Origin of the sequence: Streptomyces sp. DH41, from assembly GCF_029813785.1 — a bacterium.
Taxonomy (GTDB): domain Bacteria; phylum Actinomycetota; class Actinomycetes; order Streptomycetales; family Streptomycetaceae; genus Streptomyces.
The window spans coordinates 75,009-94,729 of record NZ_JARVKY010000008.1; the positions used below are offsets into that span (position 1 = coordinate 75,009).

A 19,721-nucleotide genomic window follows, 5' to 3' on the forward strand; every position below is an offset into this window, starting at 1 on the left:
CTGCTGCCTCCGACCGTCGCGGTCGGGGGCAGCAGTGCGTTATGGGCTAAGCACTAACGACCCGACCGGCAACTTCGCCCGGGAAACAAGAAAGTCCGGCACCCCCAACTGGGAGGATGCCGGACTGCGATCGTCGAGAGGGGTGCGCGGGACGTTAGATGGCCGACGCGCGCAGGAGGCGCTCCTGGGTGGCCTCGGGCAGGACCCGCCGCAGGACCGGTGCGGTCGAGCTGAGGGAGGCGGCGAAGGCGGCGACGAGGTCGTGCGGGACGCTGGCGGCGAACGAGGCCACCCACAGAAGCGGGGCGCCAAGTACGGGCTCGGCCCACGCCTGCCATCCGGCCGGTCTAGTCTCGTCGTCCTCGGCGGACAGGGCCCGTAGGTCACCGTCCTGGATGAGGGGCGGCACCTCTCCCAGGCTGATGTGCGAGGTGAACGTCGGGTCCGTCGCCGACGCCTGGGGTTGGTCGATGTCGCGGAACCAGCCGTGGGCGGCGACAGCGTCAAGGACCAGCTCGGGTCCGGCGAGCGCCGAGGCAGGCTGGTTGCTTGCGTCGAGCGCGACGAGGAAGTCGACCACCGCCTCGCCGGGGACGTCACGGGTGAAGTAGGCCGACCACTGGGCGAGCGGGTTGCTCGCCTCGGCTCGGGCGGAGATCTGCCAGGCGATCGGCAGCCCACCCAGGTGGAACGGCTCGTCCGCCAGCCCCCACTGGGCCCAGCGCAAGGCGTCGGGGCTGATGTGCAGGACGGTGCTGCGCAGGACCTGGCGGTCCTCCGGTTCCTCGTCCGGCTCGTGCCGTCCGCGGACGATCGTCAGGCTCGTCCAGCCCAGGCCGGCGAGCGCGTCGGCGACGACGTCGTAGAGGCGTCCATCGTCACCGGCTAGATGCCGGGGGCCGACCCAGAACGCGGGCTGGCCGCCGCGCGGGGCGGACGGGTCGGGCGGAAGGTCGGGGTACAGGGGCGCCTCCAAGGGCTCGGTGCGTGTCTAGTTGCCGCTGGCACGGCGGCGAGGGCGGCGCGGGGGCGCCTGGACGGGGCCCTGCCACGTCAGGGCGATGGCGACCTCCGGCGGAAGGTGGCCGAGCTGCGCGTCCTCGTCCCGCCCTTCGGCGAGGTAGACGATGGTCTGGCCGGTCTCGTCGACCGACTGCAGTACCTGCGCCAAGCAATGTGCCATCGGGAAGAACGGGTTCATGGCCTGGCGGACCGGAGCACTCCGGTCGCAGCCGGACAACAGGTCGATGAGATCGCCGACGGTCATCTCCGGGGACGTCACGGACAGCCTCCTAGGGTTCGGGGGACACGGGGCAGCGGAACGGGCCGGCCTTCGGCACGGCCAGTGCTCACAGGGCGGGCACTACGTGGCAGCGTCCGCGCTATCAGAAGCGCCGTGAGGTCTCCAGCACCCCCGCCACGGTGGCGGCGACGATGTCGGCCGGCGTCTCGGTATCGAACGACATGTGGTAGCCACGAACCTTGGCGGTTCCAGTGACCGCAATCTTCCACCCCTCGCCATCCGTGCCGGGGCGGCCGAGCGGAAACCAGCCGAGGTAGAATCGGCCGTCCTTGGAGCTGACGTGCACATCGGCACGATCATCAACGATCAGGTGGAAGTCCTCGGCGGAGAACTGGTCCATGACCAGCGTCGGCTGACCGGGGCCGAGCTGCCACTCCCGCGGTCGCAGGGCTTCGACAGTGGTGGAGAAACCGGGGCCCGCAGGGGCTACGGTCACGAGCAATCACCTCTCTGACCTGGGGGTTTCCTGCAAGGTCGTCTACGTTGACATGCCCTCGCGCCCGTTGGCCAGTCTTTCCGAGATCTTTCCTGTCTGCCGCCGGCGAACTCCCGTCCGTCGACAGCTGTGGGATCTCCAGCGACCTGGCCGCATCTCCAAACTCATGGCCACTCGATGGCCGGTGGATCGCAGATCTGAGCGAGCCCGACCGACCCGCCCACCTTTCGGCGTGATCCCCAGCATGAAACGATGCCGGAATGGATCAGGGGGTCGCTGCCGTACTTGCGGCGCTAATCGCGGTGGCAGGTGTGGCGCTTGGTCTGTTCGGCGCCCGCTGGCAAGCGCGCGGCATGCAAGAGCAGGCGAACGCAGCCATCGAGGCGGTCAGGGCACAAGGCCGAGACCAGAACACACAATGGCGACGGACCGTAAGACGCGACGTGTGGGTTGAATATCTCGGCGCCGTGGACGAGTTCAGGCGATCTGCCGGAGTTGTGGCAGAGCATCTTGCCGATGAGGACCTACCAGAGGCCGAGCTGGCCCTGGAAGCGACTTATCCGCGCTCCGCGAACGCTGCAGACGCGTATCGCAAGATCGAGCTTGAAGGGCCCGAGGAGATCGTCTCGAAGGGCTATGCCCTACAGAGCGCCATAGTCAACACAATTGTCGAGTTGGAACAGGCACTCACTGCTGCCCGCTCGTTGGGAGTACTCAAAGAAGCTGGGGGGCGTGAGGAGCGTGAGGTTCCCTCTGATCAGGATCGGCCGATCGCCGCATTACTCAATTCCCTGCGTGAATTGCGGGCCATGGACTCCCATGATCCAGGCCGCACCGAGTACGGGCAGCAGCTCGGCCTCCAGATAATTGCTACGGGCCTGCTATCCGCTTCTGATGCCGCATCCCTCGTGTTCACCTACAGTCAACAGCTGTCGCTGGGCGAGGCCCTGGAACGCTTTCCGCACGGACGGTGGCTCCATTTCCACGAAGTGCGCACAGACTTCGTTCAGGCGGCTCGCTCCCACCTCGATGGCATCCCTGAGCCGGCCCCGTCGCAGGGAACGCCGACGCTCGGGTCGCGCGCCGGTCTACGGTTTCGGAGACGTCCGCGAGACTGATTGGCCGGACTCGGCGCGGAACTCGGATGAAGCGCTGGTCAGCAGTGTGGCTGCGAGACACAAGTCGCGAGACTTTTCAACAGCGAAGCCACTCGACGGTGACGATCTTCCGCACTATCCGTGCGAAACGACCCGTTGTGACAAATGGATAAAATGGACCGAGAAAGGTGCCGGGTTAGCAGGCAGCTCGCCTCACATGCTGGCGGGCTGGTCATGAAGCGTCAGCCCGCCAGGACCCACCGCGTTCGGCAAGATGCCTGCGCAGTGCGCCGCGCTGCTCCTCAAGATTCTGCGAGGCGGGATACAGAAGATAGACATCGTCTCGGTAGGGATGGAAACCCAGACCCTCCCACCCCTGGGCGCTTTTGGCGTTCACACGGCCCCACTCGGCTCTGGCCGTTAGCCGATGGCTACTGAGATCGGTGATGCCGGGCGAGCAGGCGACGGCCCGGCAGCCGGTCATGAGCCGGGTGATCACCTCGCACGCAAGTACGGCCGCCAGGCCGTGCCCGCGCCATGGCGGATCCAGCGTCACGCGATGTGCCCAGGCGTGCGGTACGAGGCGGTCGGCCTACAGGTCCCCGAGGACTTCGCGGCGCGCGTCGGCGGCCTTGCGGTTGAGCCGGTTGGTCATGGTGACGGCCGCGAAGGTGAGCAGCAGGAAGACGACCACGACCAGGACCTGGGTGACGATGCCAAGGACGTCGATGTCCTGGGTGGCGTTGGCGATGATCAGCATCATGATGTTGCCGCACACCCAGGCGAACCAGATGCGGAACTTCTCGACTCTGACGGCCTTCTGGACGTCGCTGTAACTGGGCATGGTCTCCCCCTGCGTGGTGTCGGCTGTGCCGCATTGTGGCGCGCCGTGGAGCCCGCATGCAGGGGGTGTGACGGGGTTGTGACGTACGGCGCTTACACGCCCCCGAAGTCGGCGCCGCTGCGGCCCGGTGCCGTTGGGCCGCTGGGGGCGTTGCCCTGCTTTCGCTCCTCGTGCCGCTCCTTGAGGCGCTGAAGTTTCGCCGGCCGCTGGAAGACCTCATCCAACAAGGCGTCCATGAACTCCAGGATGGCTGCGGCGTCGTCCTGAGATATCGGTTCGTCACCGATGTCACCGTGGGCGATGCTGTTGCCGTCCTTACGGATCTGGTGGCTGGCTTCTGCGGTGAGCGGGCTGATGACGTAGTTGTCCCGTAGCGCGTTGATCTTCTGCACAATGCCGTGCGTCGTGACGCCCTTGGCTTTGGCGGTTGCTTCGACGACCGCGCGGGCCAGGGCGACTGCGCCGCGCGCGGCGCCGATGCTGAGGCAAGCGTGCGCTTCGCTGGCGGCCTGTTCGATCTCCGGTGGCACGTCTGGAAAGACCGGCTGGCGGATCTGCTTGGGCTCCCACTGCAGTTCTGCCGTGGGCAGGTGGGCCTGAGCCTCGCTCTCGTGCGTCACCTTGTAGAACGTTGCCCAGCCGACGGAGAGCCGGGCGCACTTCTCGTTGGAACAGCGGAAGGCGGCCATCCATACGTTGTCGTCTCGGGACTGCCAGGTGGCACGGGGGAGTTCACGCACGGGAGGGACCATGATCATGTGCGTGCGGACACCGCACCAGCCGCAGTCTGTGCTTGCCATGGCGCAAAGATACGCAAGTTCGTTCTGGTGCGTCCGTGCATTTACGAGTCGCTTGTGGGGTGGGCCGGGGTTCTACCCCTCCCGGGCGCACGGGGGCGCGCGGCCCACCCAGGACGCGGGCGGTGTACGGCCGCCCGGTACGCCTGCCCATTTCCAGGGCTCGCGGTCAGCGTGGCGCCGCCAACGGCCCGGAGAGCACTTCAGAAACGCCGCCAACCCGATCTTCTGTGGGTGTAGGTGCTGCGCTGGTGGGAGTATGCCGGGGTGTCTTCCGAGGTGCAGGATGCTGTTGTCGATGTCTCCGTTCTCCCGTTGACGCGGCCGCAGTTGGCCGAGGCCCGTCGCATGCGTGCGGCTGAGATGTTCGAGCGGGGGTGTACGCAGCCCGAGGTCGCACGGGCGGTGGGGGTCTGCCTGGAGAGCGTGCGCCGGTGGAGACGCGTGTGGGAGCGGGACGGAACTGAAGCTCTGCGGCGGCGTCCGGCGGCCGGTCGGCCGCCCAAGCTGGACGACGCCCAGGTCGCCGAGGTCCGCCAAGCGCTGGAGCGGGGTGCCCAGGCGCACGGGTTCGAGGCGGACCTGTGGACCCTGGAACGGGTCGGCGTGGTGGTGGAGCGGGTGACCGGGGTGACGCTGGCCCGCGCCTCGGTATGGCGCCTGCTGACCGGGCGGCTGGGCTGGACTCTGCAGCGGCCCAGGCGGCGGGCCGTCGAACGGGACGAGTCCGAGATCGCCCGATGGGTCGCCCACGAGTGGCCGCGCATCAAAAAAGGGCGGTGAACAAACGTGCCTGGATCGTGTTCTTCGACGAGTCGGGCGTGTCGCTGCTGCCCCAGGTCCGCCGTACCTACGCGCCCCGCGGGCGCACTCCCGTCCTGCGGCACCGGCTGAACTGGAAACGGGCCTCAATGGCCGCCGCGCTGGGCTACCACGCCGCCGACGCCCGACGCGGCCCGCGGCTGTGCTTCCACCTCAAGCCTGGCAGCTACGACACCACAGCCCTGATCGGGGTACTGGAGCAGATCAAGACCTTCTACGCCGGTGAACCAGTGGTGCTGGTATGGGACGGCCTGTCAGCCCACTGGAGCCGGGCCATGCGGGCCTGGGCCGCCGGGCAGAACTGGCTGACGCTGGAGAGGCTCCCGGCCTACGCACCCGAACTCAACCCGGTGGAAGGGCTGTGGTCGGCCATCAAGACCCGCGAGCTGGCCAACCTCGCCGGCGACCACCTCGCCGACGTCGCCGACGCCACCGAACACGGCATCCGCCGGGTCTGCCTCCAGCGAACAACTCCCGTGGTCCTTCCTCACCCACACCGGACTGACAATTCATGATCAATTACCACCCAACTAACGAAAACCTCAGTAATCTGTGTGGCTGTCGGTGCGACTGCGGCGTGCCACGGCGAGGGCGCCTCCGCCTGCCGCGATCAGAACGGCCGCTCCGCCGATCAGCCACGGCGTGGCGTCAGCACCCGTGTGGGCGAGGGAGCCCGTCGGCGTCTTCGGTGTGGAGTTGCCGACCGGGGTGGTGGCGATGGTGGAGGAGTCGGTTTCCGGTGTGTCGCTGTCCGACGCGGACGGCGTGGCCCTGTCCGTGCCGCTGTTCGGCTTGCCTTGGCTGGAGGAGGGGGTGTCGGTGGGCGTGTGCGTGGGCTTGCCCGAGGATTCGGGCTTCGGGGTGGTGGTGGTCTTGGCGTTGGTGACGGTCACGGTCACCGGGTCGCCGGGAGCAGCGGTGAACGTCTTGGTGGGGTTGTACAGGTCGTAGCCGGCAGGGGCTTTGATCTCCTTGACCCAGAACTGGGCCTTCCGGCTCGACATGGGCAGCTCTCCGGAGGCTGTGCCCTTAGCTCCCGTGGTCAGGGTGAGCAGCGTCGAGGTGCCGGTGCCGATGTTCACGGTCGTGCCGGGCAGGAGCTTGCCGGTCTTGTCGTCCTTGGCCTGTAGGAGGACCTTGGCGGCCTTGAAGGGATCGGTGATCGTCAGCCGTGTGGTCGCGCCGGGAGTGACGATGACGTCCTGGTCGGCGACAACTTCGTGGAGCGGGCTGCCGGAGGCCGTCTCCTTGAGCCGGTAGACGCCGGGCGCGAGGTCGGAGAAGGTCAGCTTTCCCTGTGCGTCGGTCTTCCCGTGTCCGGCTTCCTGGCCGGCGGAGTCGAGCAGCAGGAACACGGCGCCGGGCAGGGCGTCTCCGGCTGTGTCCCTGGTGGTGATCTCGACGCTGCCCGCGTCCGCGGCCGGAGTCTCGGCGGCGGCGGAGGCTGAGGGGGTCGGTTCGGTGGGCTCGGCACTCGCGGCCGGTGCCCAGGTGAGGGTGCCGGCCGCGGCGACGGCGGCGGCGGATCGGACGAGACGTGCGTGCACGAGGAAGAGGACTCCTTGATCGGTCGGGGGAGGTCAGCGGGCGCGGCCGGCGGGGTGGGGTGCGGACGGCAGAGCGGGCGGCAGATGGCTGGGCGGCTGCGGGGCTGCAGCCGGTGCGACGTAGAGGTGACGACGAGTGTGGAAGGGGATCTGCTTCACTGCCCGGTGCAGCGGTTCGGTGGAGATCAGCGAGGCGGTGAAAGCCGCAGCGAGGGTGGTGGGCGCGCCGGCAGAGAACTGGGCCTGCCAGTGCGGTGCGCTCGGGTAGCCGCCCCAGGCCCGCCAGACGGGACCGTCGGCCCCAGTGGTGGCGTACCGGTGACGCACACCGCCAAGGCCCTCTGGTGGCAGAAAGGTCTGCGTACCGTCCGTTTTGACGCTGTGGCTCCAGCCGTGGGTGAGGAGCGGCGTGTACACCTCGTGCGGGGCCGTCGGATCCTCGACCAGGTGGTTCTTGTCGCTGTGGCGGTCTTCGAGGTACAGGTCGAGCAGTTCGGTGTGGACGTCGCGCAGGAGTTCGGCGGGGGTGGTGGCGTCGAAGGTGATCTCCCAGGCCCGCGGGCCGAAGGGGGCACGGTCCATGCCGATGGTCCACGTGTCTGGGCCTCGCTCCTCGGGCTTGGGAGCGAAGCGGGTCCACAGCCGGGCGCAGGGGCTGATGGCGAACACCATCCCTTCGAGTCCCTGGTGAAGGTGCCATCCGTCGTCGAAGGGGTAGGCCCAGATCGTCTCCAGGTCTGCCTGGCCGGGGCCGGCGAGGTGACGCGGGAGAACTCTCACGGTCTGGGCAGGGTCGAGATTGTTGAAGGGGTCGCGTGGTGGGTCGGGCAACACGAGGAGATGCTCCTGCTGAGTAGGTGGTGCGGGGATCGGGACGAGGCTCAGCGGGTGCGGGCCCCGGCGGGGGCGGTCGGCGGAGCTGGAGTGGTGCGCGGCGTGGGGCCGGCCGCACGCTTGGGCGCGGAGGCAGCCCAGGCTCCGGGGAACCATACGGCCGTGTACTGCTCGATGGCGTCGCGCAGCCCGGTGGTGACGGCTCCGTCCCACGGGGGGCGGCCGGGGCGGTGGTAGGCGCCGAAGGTGCCGTACTGCTTGGTGTTCGGAGGGGTGTTGGTGGCTTCGTCGCGGCGGTGGAAGGTTCCGTGGTCCACGAAGCTGAGTGCCACCGCGTCGATCTCCCCGCGTTCCGGGTGGACGACTGCGACACGCAGCCCGCCGTAGGTGTCCGCGTGGATGGTTCGGGTGAAGTCAATCCGCAAACGCAGCGGCGTGCCCGGCACGGGGGCGGCGTAGTAGGTGTTGCCCACGACGGCGTGCTCGTGGAAAGGAAGGCACAGCTCGGTGAAGAACTCGGGAGCCTGCAGGGACACGAGGGTCTCCGGTCGGAGTTGAGTGGAGTCAGCGGCGTTGGCCGGGCAGGGCATGTCGGCTGGTGGTGCTCCAGCGCGGAACGCTGGCCGCGGGAAGCGCGGCCGGGCGGCGGGACGCTGCGGCCCGCCGGACGTCGAGCGGGGTGGGCGTCGGCGGAGAGGGCGGGTGGATCGGGGAAGTCTGGGCGTGGTCCTTGACGTAGCTGGAAGTGTCGTCCCGCCATCGAGGAAGGGCGCGGGGTCGGCCACGGCCTCGGTCACAGCTCGCAGAAGGGCTGCGGGGGTGTCGGTGCTGGCCGTGGCGTACCAGTAGGGCCGGGCTGAGGAGGTGCCGGCCCACAGGTGCCAGCGCGCGTCGCGGGTTTCCAGCTCGATCGCCGGGTCGAGGTCGCCGGTGGTGTATTCCAGCGTGGCGAGCCCGTCGGGTGCGGTGATGGCGAAGGTCCTCAGATCCGGGCGGTCAAAGCACCAGCCTCGGTTGATGAGCGGGTCAACGGCCTGGAACGGGTCACGGTCGGTGCTTCCGGAAGCGGGCGGACAAGGTAGCGGTCTGGGCCCTGCCGGTACGCCTCGGCGAGGGCGGTGGTGAAGGCAGTGACGAACCGTTGACTGAACTAACTCCATCATTTTCGCAGGTCAGATGGCCTTTCTGCTAGCTTCCGTGGATGCTTGGACGTGATCCCGAGAGGGAGTTAGCGAGCTTCGTGCTGCCCGAGGCTGGACAGCTGGCGGAGACGGGAGATCCATGGAGGCCGTTTGTTCTCCTGGGCGCGGACGGGGTCGAGATCGATCCCGTGGCTGCCTTCTTCGCGGAGCTGCTGGCTTGTGACAAGTCAGCAGCCACGATCCGGTCGTACGGAATGGATTTGCTGCGTTGGTGGCGCTTCCTGTGGGGCTGGGGTATCGCCTGGGATCGTGCAGTCCGGTCGGACGCTCGGGACTTCGCCCGCTGGATGAAGATCGCGAATAGGCCCGCACCGCTGCACTGGCGCCACCGACGGGACATTAAGACGGGGACAGCACCAAATCCAGCACTGGAGAAGCTGCCGCCCGGAGGCCCCAATCCGATCACGGGAAAGTCGTCACCAGGGCTGAGATACGCGCCGACAACGCGAGCGCACTGCGAGACCGTCCTGCGGGCCTTCTACGACTTCCACCTCTCCGAGGGAACCGGGCCGATCCTGAACCCGTTTCCGCTGGATCGCTCGCGGCGCCATGGCCGGGCACACGCTCATCACAACCCTGACGAGCGGTTTCGCCACGAACGGCAGGGCCGCTACCGGCCGGCCATTCCCAAGCGAGCGCCTCGGCGGATCCCTGATGCGATGTTCAACGCGCTGTTCGCCGCGCTGAAGCACGACCGTGATCGAGCTCTGCTGGCGTTCTGGGTTTCCAACGGGGCTCGCGCTGAGGAACTGCTCACCAGTCGGCAACGCGACGCGCTGCCCGGCCAACAGATCCTGGGGGTGGTCCGCAAGGGGAGCCGGGCCTATCAACAGCTCCCCTGCTCAGCGGACGCTTTCGTCTGGCTACGGCTCTATCAGGAGAGCGCCTGGCGGGCTGGGGTACCCCGCGGACAGAACGAGGGGTTGTGGTGGACGTTGCGCCGCCCGTGGCGTCCCCTGAACTATCCGGCGGCCCGGGCGATGTTCAACCGGGCCAACAGTTTGCTCGGTACGAACTGGACTCTCCACGATCTTCGACACACCGCCGCCTATCGGCTGGCGAGGGATCCGAAGATGCCGCTGACCGACGTGCAGTGGGTGCTCGGTCATGCACACCTGTCGACGACACAGCTTTATCTTCCGGCCGACCGGGACGAGGTGATCGAACATGTTCGGGCACACCATGCCCGACGGGCCAAGTCCGCCGAGCGGACTCCCGCGCCTCCGGCAGCCGGCTACAACCCTGATTCCCTCAACAACCTCTTCGGGACTGCCTGGTGTCATCTACGCAGACCTTGTCCGTCGCGACGCATGTCGCACCTCCCGCGTCCCTGAGCCTGGCCGGGGAGGCATTGAAAGCCGTCGCCTTGCGCTTCCCGCCCAGACCTGCGGAGGATTACTGGGCGGCCACGGCAGGCACGCAGGCCGACATCCTGAGTTGTCTGGAGCAACCTCCTCTGCGGCCGGCGGACGTGAGGCAGCACCGAGCCAGGATCCGCGGAGCTCGCCAGACCTTGCAGTGGCTGGAGACCTTCCCGGGGGGCACCTGGCAGCAGCGCTGGAATGCCAGTCCCGCGAGCACGCTTCCTGGCAACGACTGGGCCCGGTTGGCACCCGGTTGGATCGGAACGGCTGCTGGTCCCTCGCAACGGCAGGCACTGTCGGGAGGGCTGCTGAGTCTGATCTGTGCAGACGTTGTCAGGCCTGCCCTCCCCTGGCTGCTGTCACGGACCTCGGCCAACATGACGAGCCTGCGGATCGGTCTGATCCCTGCCCGTGACCCGGAAGGTTTCGCCCAGCTTGAGGCGTTGATCGAATCTGCCACGTGGTCGTCCAACGTCGGGCGTCACGCCCTGCACTCCCTGGTCAAGATCGTGGCCGCCAAGGGCGGCACCTTGGCGGACATCACCGTCGGCGACGCCGTGGAGTATCTCGCCGCACTCAAAGCGGCGAACAAAGCCGCGAACGTCAAAGCGCGCGGCAACACCCTCTTCTATGCCTGGCTGCGAGAGTTGGGCACCCTGCCTGCAGAAGCACCCAGTTCCTTGCGCTACCTGGCCAACACCAGTGGGCAGGTGTCGATGGAGCAACTCGTCGACCGGTTCGGTGTCCGTTGCCGCCCTGTCAGAGATCTCTTGGTGGACTATCTCAAAGAGCGGCAGCCGGGTCTCGACTACACGTCCCTGAACAATTTGTCCCGGCACCTGGCCAGCAACTTCTGGGGTGATCTGGAACAACATCATCCGGGGATCGACTCTCTCCACCTGGCGCCCGAGGTGAGCGCGGCCTGGAAGCAGAGATGCCGGACCCGCATCGAACGGCGCCGCCAGCCAGACGGCAAAGTGCGTGAAGTAGTGACCGGACGCGCCAATGTCGCCAGCATCATGATCTCCGTCCGGGCGTTCTATCTCGACATCGCCCAGTGGGCCATCGACGAGCCGGCACGCTGGGGGCCTTGGGCGGTGCCGAGTCCGATCAAGGACGCGGATGTCGCTGTCGTGAAAGACAACAAGCGGCGCAAAGCTCGGATGGACCACCGGACGCGGGAACGACTTCCGGCTCTGCCTGCTGTCGCCCGAGCGGCTTCATCATGCCTCAACGCGGCCAAAGCCCGACTACAGGCACTGATGGACACCCCGCCAGGCGGTCAGTTCGCTTTCGCGGGCGACACCTTCATGCGGGCAGCGAAGGACGGAACGACCTGGGCGGTGAACATCGCCACCGGCCGGCGCGTCGACCTGGCCCTCGCGGAGAGCCGCGCGTTCTGGGCCTGGGCGATGGTCGAGTTTCTTCAGCACACTGGTGTCCGCATCGAGGAGATGCTGGAGGCCAGCCATCACAGCCTGATCCAGTACAGACTGCCCACGACCGGCGAGATTGTCCCCCTCCTGCAGATCGCGCCCTCCAAAACCGATGAGGAACGAGTCATCCTGGTCAGCCCGGAGCTCGCCGATGTGCTCAGTGCGATCATCGCCCGCATCCGCGATCCGCGCACCGGTGCCGTCCCCTACGTCTCCAGCTATGACATGGCCGAGAAAACCTGGAATCCGCAGATGCCACTGCTTTTCCAGTGGTGCCGCAGTGGCGAGAGCTCCCGGCTCTCCCCGAAGCTCCTGCGCCAAGCACTCCAAGAGGTTCTGGCCTCCACGAATCTGACCGACTCAGCCGGACAGCCCTTGGACTTCTCGCCGCATGACTTCCGGCGGATCTTCATCACCGACGCCATCCGCAGCGGCCTTCCCCCGCACATCGCGCAGGTCATCGCCGGGCACACCAGCATCAACACGACCATGGGATACAACGCCATCTACCCCGGCGAGGCTATCGAAGCCCATCGCGCGTTCATCGCCCGGCGCCGAGCACTCCGGCCCAGCGAGGAGTACCGAACGCCCACCAACGAGGAATGGGATGCCTTCCTCGGGCACTTCGAGCGACGCAAACTGTCCATCGGAATCTGCGCTCGCGCATTCGGAACTCCCTGCATCCACGAGCACGCGTGTATTCGATGCTCCATGCTCCGACCGGATCCGGCTCAGAGACACCGCCTCGTCGAGATCCGCGACAACCTGATCGCCCGAGTCACCGAAGCAGAACAGGAGGGATGGCTTGGTGAGATCGAAGGACTCCAAGTCAGCCTCGCCAGCGCAGAGGAGGAGCTCACCCAGCTCGATGCAGAGCAAGTCCGTCAACGCCAAGTGATCGATCTAGGCATGCCCCGCTTCAGCCAGATCGCGACACGAATCAGTACGGCAAGAGGACCTTCAAGTTAGACGAGCTTCATCCACGCGGATGATCTACACCACCCCGACCCAGGCCACGGGCCACGCTCTACGGGCGGCGAGCCAGCAAGTGGGTGTCGAGGAAGCCTCGCTCAGACGCTGGGTCGTGGAGCAGCCGGGCGAACGTGACAAGCCCGGCCCCGGCCAGCAGCTCGGCGAACCGGTCCACCGGCCAGCTATAGGCGGGCGTCACCTTATGGTCGAAGCGCACCGGCTCCGATCCCTCGGTCCCGAAGAAGGACACCAGGAGCAGGCCCCCTGGTGCCAGGACACGCACCTGCTCGGCGAGCAGCGTGGGCAATTCCCCAGGTGGGGTATGGATCATCGAGTAGTGGGCCAGCACTCCGCCGAGCGCGCCGTCCTCGACCGGCAGGGCCTCCATTCGCGCTTCGTCGAACCGCAGCGCTGGATAGGCCCGCCGAGCGTGGTCAACCATGGCCGGGGAGAGGTCGAGCCCGAAGGCGTCCAGCCCCAAGTCGTGCAGCATGGCCGTCAGATGACCGGGCCCGCACCCGACGTCGGCTGCCCGCAGGTTCCCCGTGGCACGCACAAGCTCGGCGAAGGTACCGATCATGTTCCGCGCGAACGGCTGCGTCTCCAGCCGATTAGCGAACATCGACGCATACAGGTCGACGACCCCGTCATAGGCCGCCCTGGTCTCGTCCTGGTGTCTTAACACGGGAAGGAAACTAACACCCGTGCCGTTCGCAGCCGTTCTCCGGCCCCACTCCTGCTCTTCCCCTCAGGACTGATCGTCCCGTCACCTGATCACGGGACACCCTCGTTAGTTCAGAGAAGAACTCCGTGGGCGCGCTGTCGTTGAAGCAGACGCCCCAGGCCGGTGGGCCGAAGGCGTCCTTGTAGCCGTTGATGCGCCACAGGCCGTCGTCGTCGCCTTCGGGGAGGTAGCCGAGGCGGACCTTGCCGTCGGGGGCCGTGAGGCAGGCGTTGCCGATTATGTGGAATCGAGTTTGTCAAGGTTCACTTGGGTTTGTACGCCGCTTGCGGCCGCCTACCTGCCTCCCGCCGACTCAGCCGGACCTGCAGCGGAGTATGTTCGCCGCCGCCCGTACCGACTGCTGGTGGAAAGCTACGTAGGATGTCGGTCCCGCATGGAAGCGAGGGGACAGCACATGATTGAACTATCAGAATTAGTCTGGCAGTTGCGGCAGGAGTTGTACGCCTCGATGAGGGACGGATCGACCACCCCGCTCCGCTTCGAGCTTGGCCCAGTGGAGATCGAAGCGACTGTGGCGGTGGTCCGTGAGGCCGGGGCGAGCGGCAAGATCCGCTTCTTGGTCGTCGAAGCAGGCGGCACCGGGAAGCACAACACGTCGCAGACACAACGGATCAAGCTCACCCTGCAGCCGCATCTGATCGCTCCGGACGGGACACGCGGGACCGCCCTGATCAGCGGTAATGAGGTCGACGGGGAGCGCTGACCGCGATATGAACGGCGTCTACGGGGTTCAGGCCGAGCGTGTCGGCGAGGTCATCGTCAAGCTCCCGGGCAGCGGACGCCGCGGGTCTGGTTACCTTGCGGCGGCTGGCCGGGTGCTGACGGCCGCCCACGTGGTCGCGGACGCGGCCGGCATCCAGGTCCGGTTCGACGCCGACCGGCCGGGCGAGAGGGTGGTCGCAGCCACAGTCGAGTGGGCGGATGCTGGGATCGATGTCGCCGTGCTCGCCGTGCCCGCCATGCCGGGGGTGAGCGAGGTGGAGCCCGTCCGCTTCGGCCGGATCGGCGAACGCGACACAGAGCTGCACTGCCGCGCCATGGGCTTTCCCCTCTTCAAACTGCGGGAGGACAAAGACGGCTCGCGGTACCGCGACTCCGCACACGTGACCGCCACCTGCGCTGTGCTGTCCAACCGTCGTCAGGGCACGCTCGACTTAAAGGTCCACCCGCCCGCCGAGCCTCCCGACAAAGTCAAGAGCCCGGACCTACCGGACCCTTGGGAGGGCATGTCCGGCGCGGCCGTGTTCAGCGGTGGCCGAATCATCGGCGTCATCGGTGAGCACCATGGCGACGAGGGGTTGGGCAGCCTGGCAGCCAGCCGGGTGGACCGCTGGGCGGAAAAGCTGGGACCGGCCGAACGCGAGCGGCTAGAGAAGACGCTCGGCTGTGATCTTGACCTGCAAGCCCTACCGGACGTATCAGCACAGGCGCTCGAGAGGTATCTGACGGTTGCCGAGGACGCAGCGCGCGCACATCCCTATGCCGGAGTCCTGCCCGGAATCACCCCACCCCTGACGGCCGTATACCTGCGTCAGCAGACCCTCTCCCGCACCGCGCACCACACCGTTGCCAATCAGGCGCCAGTCACGGCTGCAGTGCCACTGCTGGCCAGTGAAATCATGGCGCGGGGCGAAACGTGTGTGGTGTTTGCCGGGCCCGGTGGGGGCAAGTCCAGTCTGCTGCGGGCTCACCTGGCCGAGACGCTCGAACGCGTGCAGACCGGGGAGGAGATCACCGCGATCCCGGTCCTAATATCGGCCGCCGACCTCACCGAGGGCATGCTGCCGGAGGCGCTCTCCAAGGCCGTCACCGCTGAGCTGAGCGACTTTGGACTGATGGAGGGATTGCCCCCAGAGTTCTTCCGCGATCAGCCGCTTCCGGGTGTGCCGTGGCTGGTCCTGGTCGACGGCCTAGACGAGATCTCCGACTCGAAGACCCGCCGAGTGGTACTGGACAAGTTGGCTGCCATCACCGGCCGTGAGCACGGTTCGCAGTACAAGTTCATCGTGGCCACCCGTCCCCTGTCCGACGGGGAGCTCGACAGGTTGGGCCAGGTGCCTCACCACGAACTGCAACCCTTCAGCCTCAACGACCTTCGCCAGGTCGTCCGTAGCTGGTTCCATGCTCTCAAGTTGCCTGAACCAGACGAAGAAGCCGACCGGTTCACGGCGGCCCTGAGTTCCCATCTTTTTGGCCTGGCTCGTGTTCCACTCATGGCTGCCATGCTCTGCCAATTGCACGCCAAGCACCCCGACCAGCCGCTCCCGGCCGGTCGCAGCGAGATCTATCAACGATTCATCGACCTGCTCACAGAGCACCGGCACGCTTCCGGTATCGTCACCAAGACCCTAGCCGCGCTGCAAGAGTACGGGAACGCCGCTCTCGCCCAGGCAGACGCGACGCTGAGCAGTCTCCCTGCCCTGATCGACCGTCTCGCCGCCGAGCGGCACGAGGGGAAGGACACGTCAACCGCCGCTATCTTGGCCTCCCAACCGGAGGCCAAGCGCCCCGAGCGAGTACCGCAGCCAGTATGGGACAGATTTCTCGGGAACGTCCTGCGGGGCAGCGGTTTACTCATTGAACGCGCCGACAAGTTCGAGTTCCTGCACCAGACGCTGCTTGAGTATTGCGCCGTACGCCATGCCACCCGTAACGCCCGGGCTCGTGCCCGGACGCTTCACGCCATGTTCCACCTCCGGTGGTACGGACGCTGGCCTTGGATCCGCGCGCGACCCCTCAAGGAGTACATCTGGTGGGAAAAGATGGGCTGGAGACTCAGCCACGCGTCCTATCTCGGATTCCTCCTCGAGGCCATACCTGATGGCCGTGAGGTGACCCGGCTCCTCAAGCGCACGATCAGCATCGGAGGAATCGAAGGGTGCAATGTCGTCGCTCTGCAAACAGAGCTGGGAACACGAATCCCCGTTCCGATCACCGAGGCCGCCGTCTCCCTGCTCGAAGGCGTCGCCCGGGACGCCACCCGGGACAGCTGGCACCGCGTGAATGCGGCGCGGATCTTGTATCTCCTGGATGACGTGCGGGGTGGCGACCTGCTTGTTGCTCTGGCTGGCGACACTGCTGTCGGTCTCGATCCTGGCCGTCTCGATGCCGAGTTCGAAGATGACGAATCCCTCGCCGACATAAGCGACGAGCGCGTGTGGGCGGCCGAGTGTCTGGCGGAGTTCGGTGATGCCCGCGGTGCTGACCTCCTCTATGGTCTCGGCCTCGACCCCAGCCTGCACAGGGTATTCCGACAGGGATGTGCAGAGCGGCTGGAGACCTTCGACAGCGCGCGTACCGCCGACCTCCTCGTTTGCCTTGCCTGGGACAGCGCCCTCGGTGCCAGCGGCCGGGTGGCGGCGGCTGGGCGTCTTACGAGTCTGGATCGCCCACGCGGTGCCGCCCTGTTGCGAGACCTTGCCCAAGACCCGAGCGCTGACCGCCTGTTGGCAATCTGGGGTCTCTCGGGGACCGGTGGAACGTGCTTCGCTGACCTTGCTGATCTGCTCACCGGCCTTGCCAACGACTCCAGATTGCCACCAGGCGACCGCATGGAGATTGAGAAATGGCTTGCAACGCGCCAGAGGCCGCGTCTCCTCCCCTGAGTGCGATGTGCCGGTTAGGGCGGGCAGCAGCAGGGCCGTGGGCAGGGTGGTGGCGCTGGCCAGGGCGCCGATGAGGGCCGGTCCGGAGAGGAGGCCGAGGTAGCCGGTGGCGGTGACCGTGGCCACGGCCTGGGCGCCTCCGGCGCCGGCCGCGGTGATGAGCGAGGGGACGGTGGTGGACAGGCCGAGTCCGAAGACCGCCCAGCCCGTCAGCGCCAGTGGGGTGCTGTTCCCGATGACGCCGAGGGTGAGTCCGGCCGTGGCGAGAAGGGCTCCGGCCCGTACGACTGTCGGGGCGCCGAAGGCAGCGGTGAGCCGGTCACCGGTCATCCGTCCGGCCGCCATGGCCGCGCTGTACAGCGCGAACGCGGTGGCGCTCGCGGCCGTCGGGGCGCCCAGGGTGTGCAGGTGCACGGCGGCCCAGTCAGCGGCGGCTCCCTCGCCCAGCAGGCTCGCAGCGGCCAGCGCGGCCAGAAGCCAGAGCTTCCCCGGCGACGAAAGCAGGGGCAGCTTCCCGGCGCCAGCGCGCATTGCGGGTCGGTCTGCGCCGCTCAGGCTTCGGGTGACCGGCACCGCTGCGACCGCGACGCCGGCCAGGAGGACGCCTGTTGCGGTGAAGAGTGTGCTGTGCGGGGCCTGGGCGGTGAGGGCGGCCAGGGCGGCGCCGGCGAGGGCGCCGAGGGAGTATGCGGCGTGAAGACCAGACATGATGGGCCGGCCGAAGGCGTTCTGGCAGCGGACGGCCGCAGTGTTGGCGGCTACGTCAAGGACGCCGTGCGCGAGACCGAACGCGAGAGCCGCCGCCAGCAACGCGGACAGGCTCTCGCCTTGCCCCACCAGGACGAGGCACCCGGCCAGGGGGATGGACCCACTGGTGAGCTGGGCTGGTAGCCGCGCCGGGCGGGCGTAGCGGCCTCCGAGCTGCAGTCCAGCGACCATGCCGACGGCGGCGGCCAGCAGGACCAGGGCCAGCCCTGCGGTGCCGAGGTGGGCAGCCTGCTGCACGGCGGGCATCCGGGCGCCCCACACCGCCATGATGGACCCAGGCCGAGGAAATAGCCGGTCAGCAACGCCCGGCTGCGCCGGTCGGCCGCAGACACCGCGCTCACGCCGCAGCGCTACGGGGGCCGGAGGTCCAGTCGAGGACCGCGGTGACGGCACGAGCAGCCTGGTCGGCGCGTGCACGCGCCTGCTGGCCGGTGGTGGCGGTGGTGATGAGGTAGCCGATCCGGCCGGTGTACAGGTTTCCTCCGTCGGCGGGGAGGAGGAGCTGGTCGCCGGGGCGGCGCTGGTAGTGCAGTCGGTCCAGCCACGTCGGGCGGGGCCCGTCGTAGGTGAGGTGGGTGAGGGTGCCGGAGGTGTCCGGATAGAGGAGCCGGATGGCGGCGGCCGAGGACCTGGTGGGCGTGAGGTCGGGGGCACGGTCGCAGGCGATGTCTGCGGCGGCACGGACCAGGTCGATGCCGGTGGCGAGACGCACGAGGTGGCCGATCATGTCTCCGGCCAGGCGAGCGTTGACCTCGATGAGGCGGGGCCTACCGTCGACGAGGCGCATCTCTATGTGGCTGACGCCGTCGGTGATGCCGAGGGCGTTGATCGCCGCCCGGGCGGCCGGCGCGACGGTCTCCCGGAGCGGGTCATCGGCGTCCACACTGTGGGCCAGCTGCTCGAAGTGCGGCGGAGGGCTGATGGTCTTGCGGTTGACCGCCACCACCGTGGTGGCGCCGCGGTAGGTGACACACTCCACGGAGATCTCCGGCCCGTCGAGGAACTCCTCGACGAGGACGCTGGTGCTCTCGGTGCCCTGACCGGCCGTCCGTTCGGCCGCCCGGTAGGCGGCCGTGAGCTGGTCGCGGTCATCGACGCGGAGCACTCCGATGGCACCCGCGTGTGAGGCAGGCTTCAGCACCACGGGATAGCCGATCCGGTCGGCGGCGGCTTCGGCCTCCTGCCGGGTACGCACGCTCACCGAAGCGGCCGAGGGCACTCCGTGGCGGGCGAACATCGACCGAGCGGTGGCCTTGTTGCGGCACCCCTGCATCACTTCGGGCGCGGTGGTGGACAAGCCCAGCTGGCGGGCGAGTTGGGCGGTCGGGACCACACTCCACTCGTCCCAGGTCATGACACCGGCGAGGTCGTGGCGTGCGGCCAGGGCCCGGCCCCCCGCCAACAGCGCGGCAGGATCGCTGAGGTCCACGACGGCGTGATCGGTGATGTGCGTTTTCTCCCACGAGGGTTCGGTGCCGGTGAGCAGCACGACGCTGTAGGCGTCGGCGACCTGCTCAAGGCAGTAGCCGCGGTAGTTCTCATCTCCGGGAGCAACGACAAGTACAACAGGGCGAGCAGACAAGAGAGCTTCTCCGTATCGAGGGATGGCAGGGCAGGAAAATGGGGGGGGTCAGGCGGCGCGGCGACGGCGCAGCTCGAACGCGTGGACACAGTGGGGGTGTTCGTCGATCAGACGGCGGGCGTAGAGAGTGGTGAAGTTGTTTTTCAGCCCGGCGACGCCGTACGGGAGTTGACGGCGAAGGTCCTCGAAGAGGTCCTTGAGGCTGATCCGGGTGGCGCCGGCGGCCAGGCGGCGTGCGGCCATGCGTTCGAGGGATCGGTATACGTGCGGGTTGCGGGCATCGAAGGCGTGGAACTGCTCGGTGATGGTGCGGCCGGACGCTCGGTGCGACCCGAGGGCGGCGATGGTCATAGGGGTCCTCCACGGG

Annotated in this window: 18 protein-coding genes and 3 pseudogenes; 7 read left to right on the forward strand and 14 right to left on the reverse strand. The window is 67.6% G+C overall.

Features of this window, described 5'->3' with window-relative positions; all coding sequences use genetic code 11:
• Positions 1–154 precede the first annotated feature (154 nt).
• The 3 genes from QC283_RS15405 to QC283_RS15415 all read right to left on the reverse strand — a co-directional run bounded on the left by QC283_RS15405 (position 155) and on the right by QC283_RS15415 (position 1,739).
• Entirely contained in the window at positions 155–976 is an 822-nt protein-coding gene (locus tag QC283_RS15405) for a DUF317 domain-containing protein (protein WP_279562074.1), read from the reverse strand.
• A 15-nt stretch (positions 977–991) separates the two neighbouring features.
• Complete coding sequence (locus QC283_RS15410; RefSeq protein ID WP_279562075.1) at positions 992–1,282, reverse strand: hypothetical protein; 291 nt, start codon at positions 1,280–1,282, stop codon at positions 992–994.
• A gap of 103 nt (positions 1,283–1,385) precedes the next feature.
• A complete protein-coding gene (locus tag QC283_RS15415; protein WP_279562076.1) occupies positions 1,386–1,739 on the reverse strand; it encodes a DUF317 domain-containing protein in 354 nt (117 codons plus the stop codon).
• Between the two features lie 260 nt (positions 1,740–1,999).
• On the opposite strand from QC283_RS15415, the gene QC283_RS15420 reads away from it, so the two are divergent.
• Positions 2,000–2,857, forward strand: coding sequence for a hypothetical protein (locus QC283_RS15420; protein WP_279562077.1), 858 nt, complete (start codon positions 2,000–2,002; stop codon positions 2,855–2,857).
• Between the two features lie 571 nt (positions 2,858–3,428).
• Here QC283_RS15420 and QC283_RS15425 read toward each other — a convergent pair.
• The gene (locus QC283_RS15425) at positions 3,429–3,680 is read right to left on the reverse strand and encodes a hypothetical protein (RefSeq protein ID WP_279562078.1); all 252 of its coding nucleotides are present in this window, start codon (positions 3,678–3,680) and stop codon (positions 3,429–3,431) included.
• A gap of 92 nt (positions 3,681–3,772) precedes the next feature.
• The gene (locus QC283_RS15430) at positions 3,773–4,480 is read right to left on the reverse strand and encodes a DUF4145 domain-containing protein (RefSeq protein WP_279562079.1); all 708 of its coding nucleotides are present in this window, start codon (positions 4,478–4,480) and stop codon (positions 3,773–3,775) included.
• 276 nt (positions 4,481–4,756) lie between these two features.
• On the opposite strand from QC283_RS15430, the gene QC283_RS15435 reads away from it, so the two are divergent.
• Together QC283_RS15435 and QC283_RS15440 are read left to right on the forward strand one after the other, a co-directional pair.
• The gene (locus tag QC283_RS15435) at positions 4,757–5,260 is read left to right on the forward strand and encodes a winged helix-turn-helix domain-containing protein (RefSeq protein WP_443032612.1); all 504 of its coding nucleotides are present in this window, start codon (positions 4,757–4,759) and stop codon (positions 5,258–5,260) included.
• Positions 5,257–5,814 carry a transposase gene (locus tag QC283_RS15440; protein ID WP_279562081.1) on the forward strand — a complete coding sequence of 186 codons (558 nt, stop codon included), beginning with the start codon at positions 5,257–5,259 and terminating at the stop codon, positions 5,812–5,814. Before QC283_RS15435 ends, QC283_RS15440 begins: the two co-directional genes overlap by 4 nt.
• A gap of 27 nt (positions 5,815–5,841) precedes the next feature.
• On the opposite strand, the gene QC283_RS15445 is transcribed toward QC283_RS15440, so the two are convergent.
• From QC283_RS15445 to QC283_RS15460, 4 genes and pseudogenes are all read right to left on the reverse strand, one after another.
• Positions 5,842–6,846: an MSCRAMM family protein gene (locus QC283_RS15445; protein ID WP_279562082.1), complete on the reverse strand. Its 1,005-nt coding sequence runs from the start codon at positions 6,844–6,846 to the stop codon at positions 5,842–5,844.
• Between the two features lie 33 nt (positions 6,847–6,879).
• Positions 6,880–7,680 carry a DUF317 domain-containing protein gene (locus QC283_RS15450; RefSeq protein WP_279562083.1) on the reverse strand — a complete coding sequence of 267 codons (801 nt, stop codon included), beginning with the start codon at positions 7,678–7,680 and terminating at the stop codon, positions 6,880–6,882.
• 47 nt (positions 7,681–7,727) lie between these two features.
• A complete protein-coding gene (locus tag QC283_RS15455; protein WP_279562084.1) occupies positions 7,728–8,216 on the reverse strand; it encodes a hypothetical protein in 489 nt (162 codons plus the stop codon).
• A gap of 28 nt (positions 8,217–8,244) precedes the next feature.
• Positions 8,245–8,818 (reverse strand): annotated as a pseudogene (locus QC283_RS15460) (DUF317 domain-containing protein); the annotation flags it as partial.
• Positions 8,819–8,881: 63 nt separating this feature from the next.
• Between QC283_RS15460 and QC283_RS15465 the strand changes: the two are divergent.
• The gene (locus QC283_RS15465; protein WP_279562085.1) at positions 8,882–10,216 is read left to right on the forward strand and encodes a tyrosine-type recombinase/integrase; all 1,335 of its coding nucleotides are present in this window, start codon (positions 8,882–8,884) and stop codon (positions 10,214–10,216) included.
• Positions 10,217–10,395: 179 nt separating this feature from the next.
• Positions 10,396–12,651 (forward strand): tyrosine-type recombinase/integrase, encoded by a 2,256-nt coding sequence (locus tag QC283_RS15470; protein WP_279562086.1) that lies wholly within the window; start codon positions 10,396–10,398, stop codon positions 12,649–12,651.
• 58 nt (positions 12,652–12,709) lie between these two features.
• Here QC283_RS15470 and QC283_RS15475 read toward each other — a convergent pair whose 3' ends face one another.
• Together QC283_RS15475 and QC283_RS15480 are read right to left on the reverse strand one after the other, a co-directional pair.
• Positions 12,710–13,339, reverse strand: coding sequence for a class I SAM-dependent methyltransferase (locus QC283_RS15475; protein WP_279562087.1), 630 nt, complete (start codon positions 13,337–13,339; stop codon positions 12,710–12,712).
• A 103-nt stretch (positions 13,340–13,442) separates the two neighbouring features.
• Positions 13,443–13,610, reverse strand: a pseudogene (locus QC283_RS15480) (DUF317 domain-containing protein); the annotation flags it as partial.
• A 183-nt stretch (positions 13,611–13,793) separates the two neighbouring features.
• On the opposite strand from QC283_RS15480, the gene QC283_RS15485 reads away from it, so the two are divergent.
• On the forward strand, positions 13,794–14,102 hold the full coding sequence (locus QC283_RS15485; RefSeq protein WP_279562088.1) for a trypco2 family protein: 309 nt from the start codon (positions 13,794–13,796) through the stop codon (positions 14,100–14,102).
• A gap of 7 nt (positions 14,103–14,109) precedes the next feature.
• The gene (locus QC283_RS15490; protein WP_279562089.1) at positions 14,110–17,004 is read left to right on the forward strand and encodes a serine protease; all 2,895 of its coding nucleotides are present in this window, start codon (positions 14,110–14,112) and stop codon (positions 17,002–17,004) included.
• Here the strand turns inward: QC283_RS15490 and QC283_RS39585 are convergent.
• The 3 genes and pseudogenes from QC283_RS39585 to QC283_RS15505 all read right to left on the reverse strand — a co-directional run.
• Positions 16,966–18,113: pseudogene (locus QC283_RS39585) on the reverse strand (MFS transporter); the annotation flags it as partial. The gene QC283_RS15490 and the pseudogene QC283_RS39585 sit on opposite strands and share 39 nt — an antisense overlap.
• Positions 18,110–19,354: an ATP-grasp domain-containing protein gene (locus QC283_RS15500; protein ID WP_279562090.1), complete on the reverse strand. Its 1,245-nt coding sequence runs from the start codon at positions 19,352–19,354 to the stop codon at positions 18,110–18,112. The pseudogene QC283_RS39585 and the gene QC283_RS15500, both read right to left, overlap by 4 nt.
• Before the next feature lie 48 nt (positions 19,355–19,402).
• Positions 19,403–19,705, reverse strand: a complete 303-nt coding sequence (locus QC283_RS15505; RefSeq protein ID WP_279562091.1) for a hypothetical protein — start codon at positions 19,703–19,705, stop codon at positions 19,403–19,405.
• Positions 19,706–19,721: the final 16 nt, after the last annotated feature.

Bases quoted from the DNA above. Each gene is read 5' to 3' on its own strand.
- QC283_RS15425 (WP_279562078.1), bottom strand. From the start codon at position 3,680: ATGCCCAGTTACAGCGACGTCCAGAAGGCCGTCAGAGTCGAGAAGTTC.
- QC283_RS15420 (WP_279562077.1), top strand. From the start codon at position 2,000: ATGGATCAGGGGGTCGCTGCCGTACTTGCGGCGCTAATCGCGGTGGCA.
- QC283_RS15490 (WP_279562089.1), top strand. From the start codon at position 14,110: ATGAACGGCGTCTACGGGGTTCAGGCCGAGCGTGTCGGCGAGGTCATC.
- QC283_RS15485 (WP_279562088.1), top strand. From the start codon at position 13,794: ATGATTGAACTATCAGAATTAGTCTGGCAGTTGCGGCAGGAGTTGTAC.
- QC283_RS15465 (WP_279562085.1), top strand. From the start codon at position 8,882: ATGCTTGGACGTGATCCCGAGAGGGAGTTAGCGAGCTTCGTGCTGCCC.
- QC283_RS15505 (WP_279562091.1), bottom strand. From the start codon at position 19,705: ATGACCATCGCCGCCCTCGGGTCGCACCGAGCGTCCGGCCGCACCATC.
- QC283_RS15430 (WP_279562079.1), bottom strand. From the start codon at position 4,480: ATGGCAAGCACAGACTGCGGCTGGTGCGGTGTCCGCACGCACATGATC.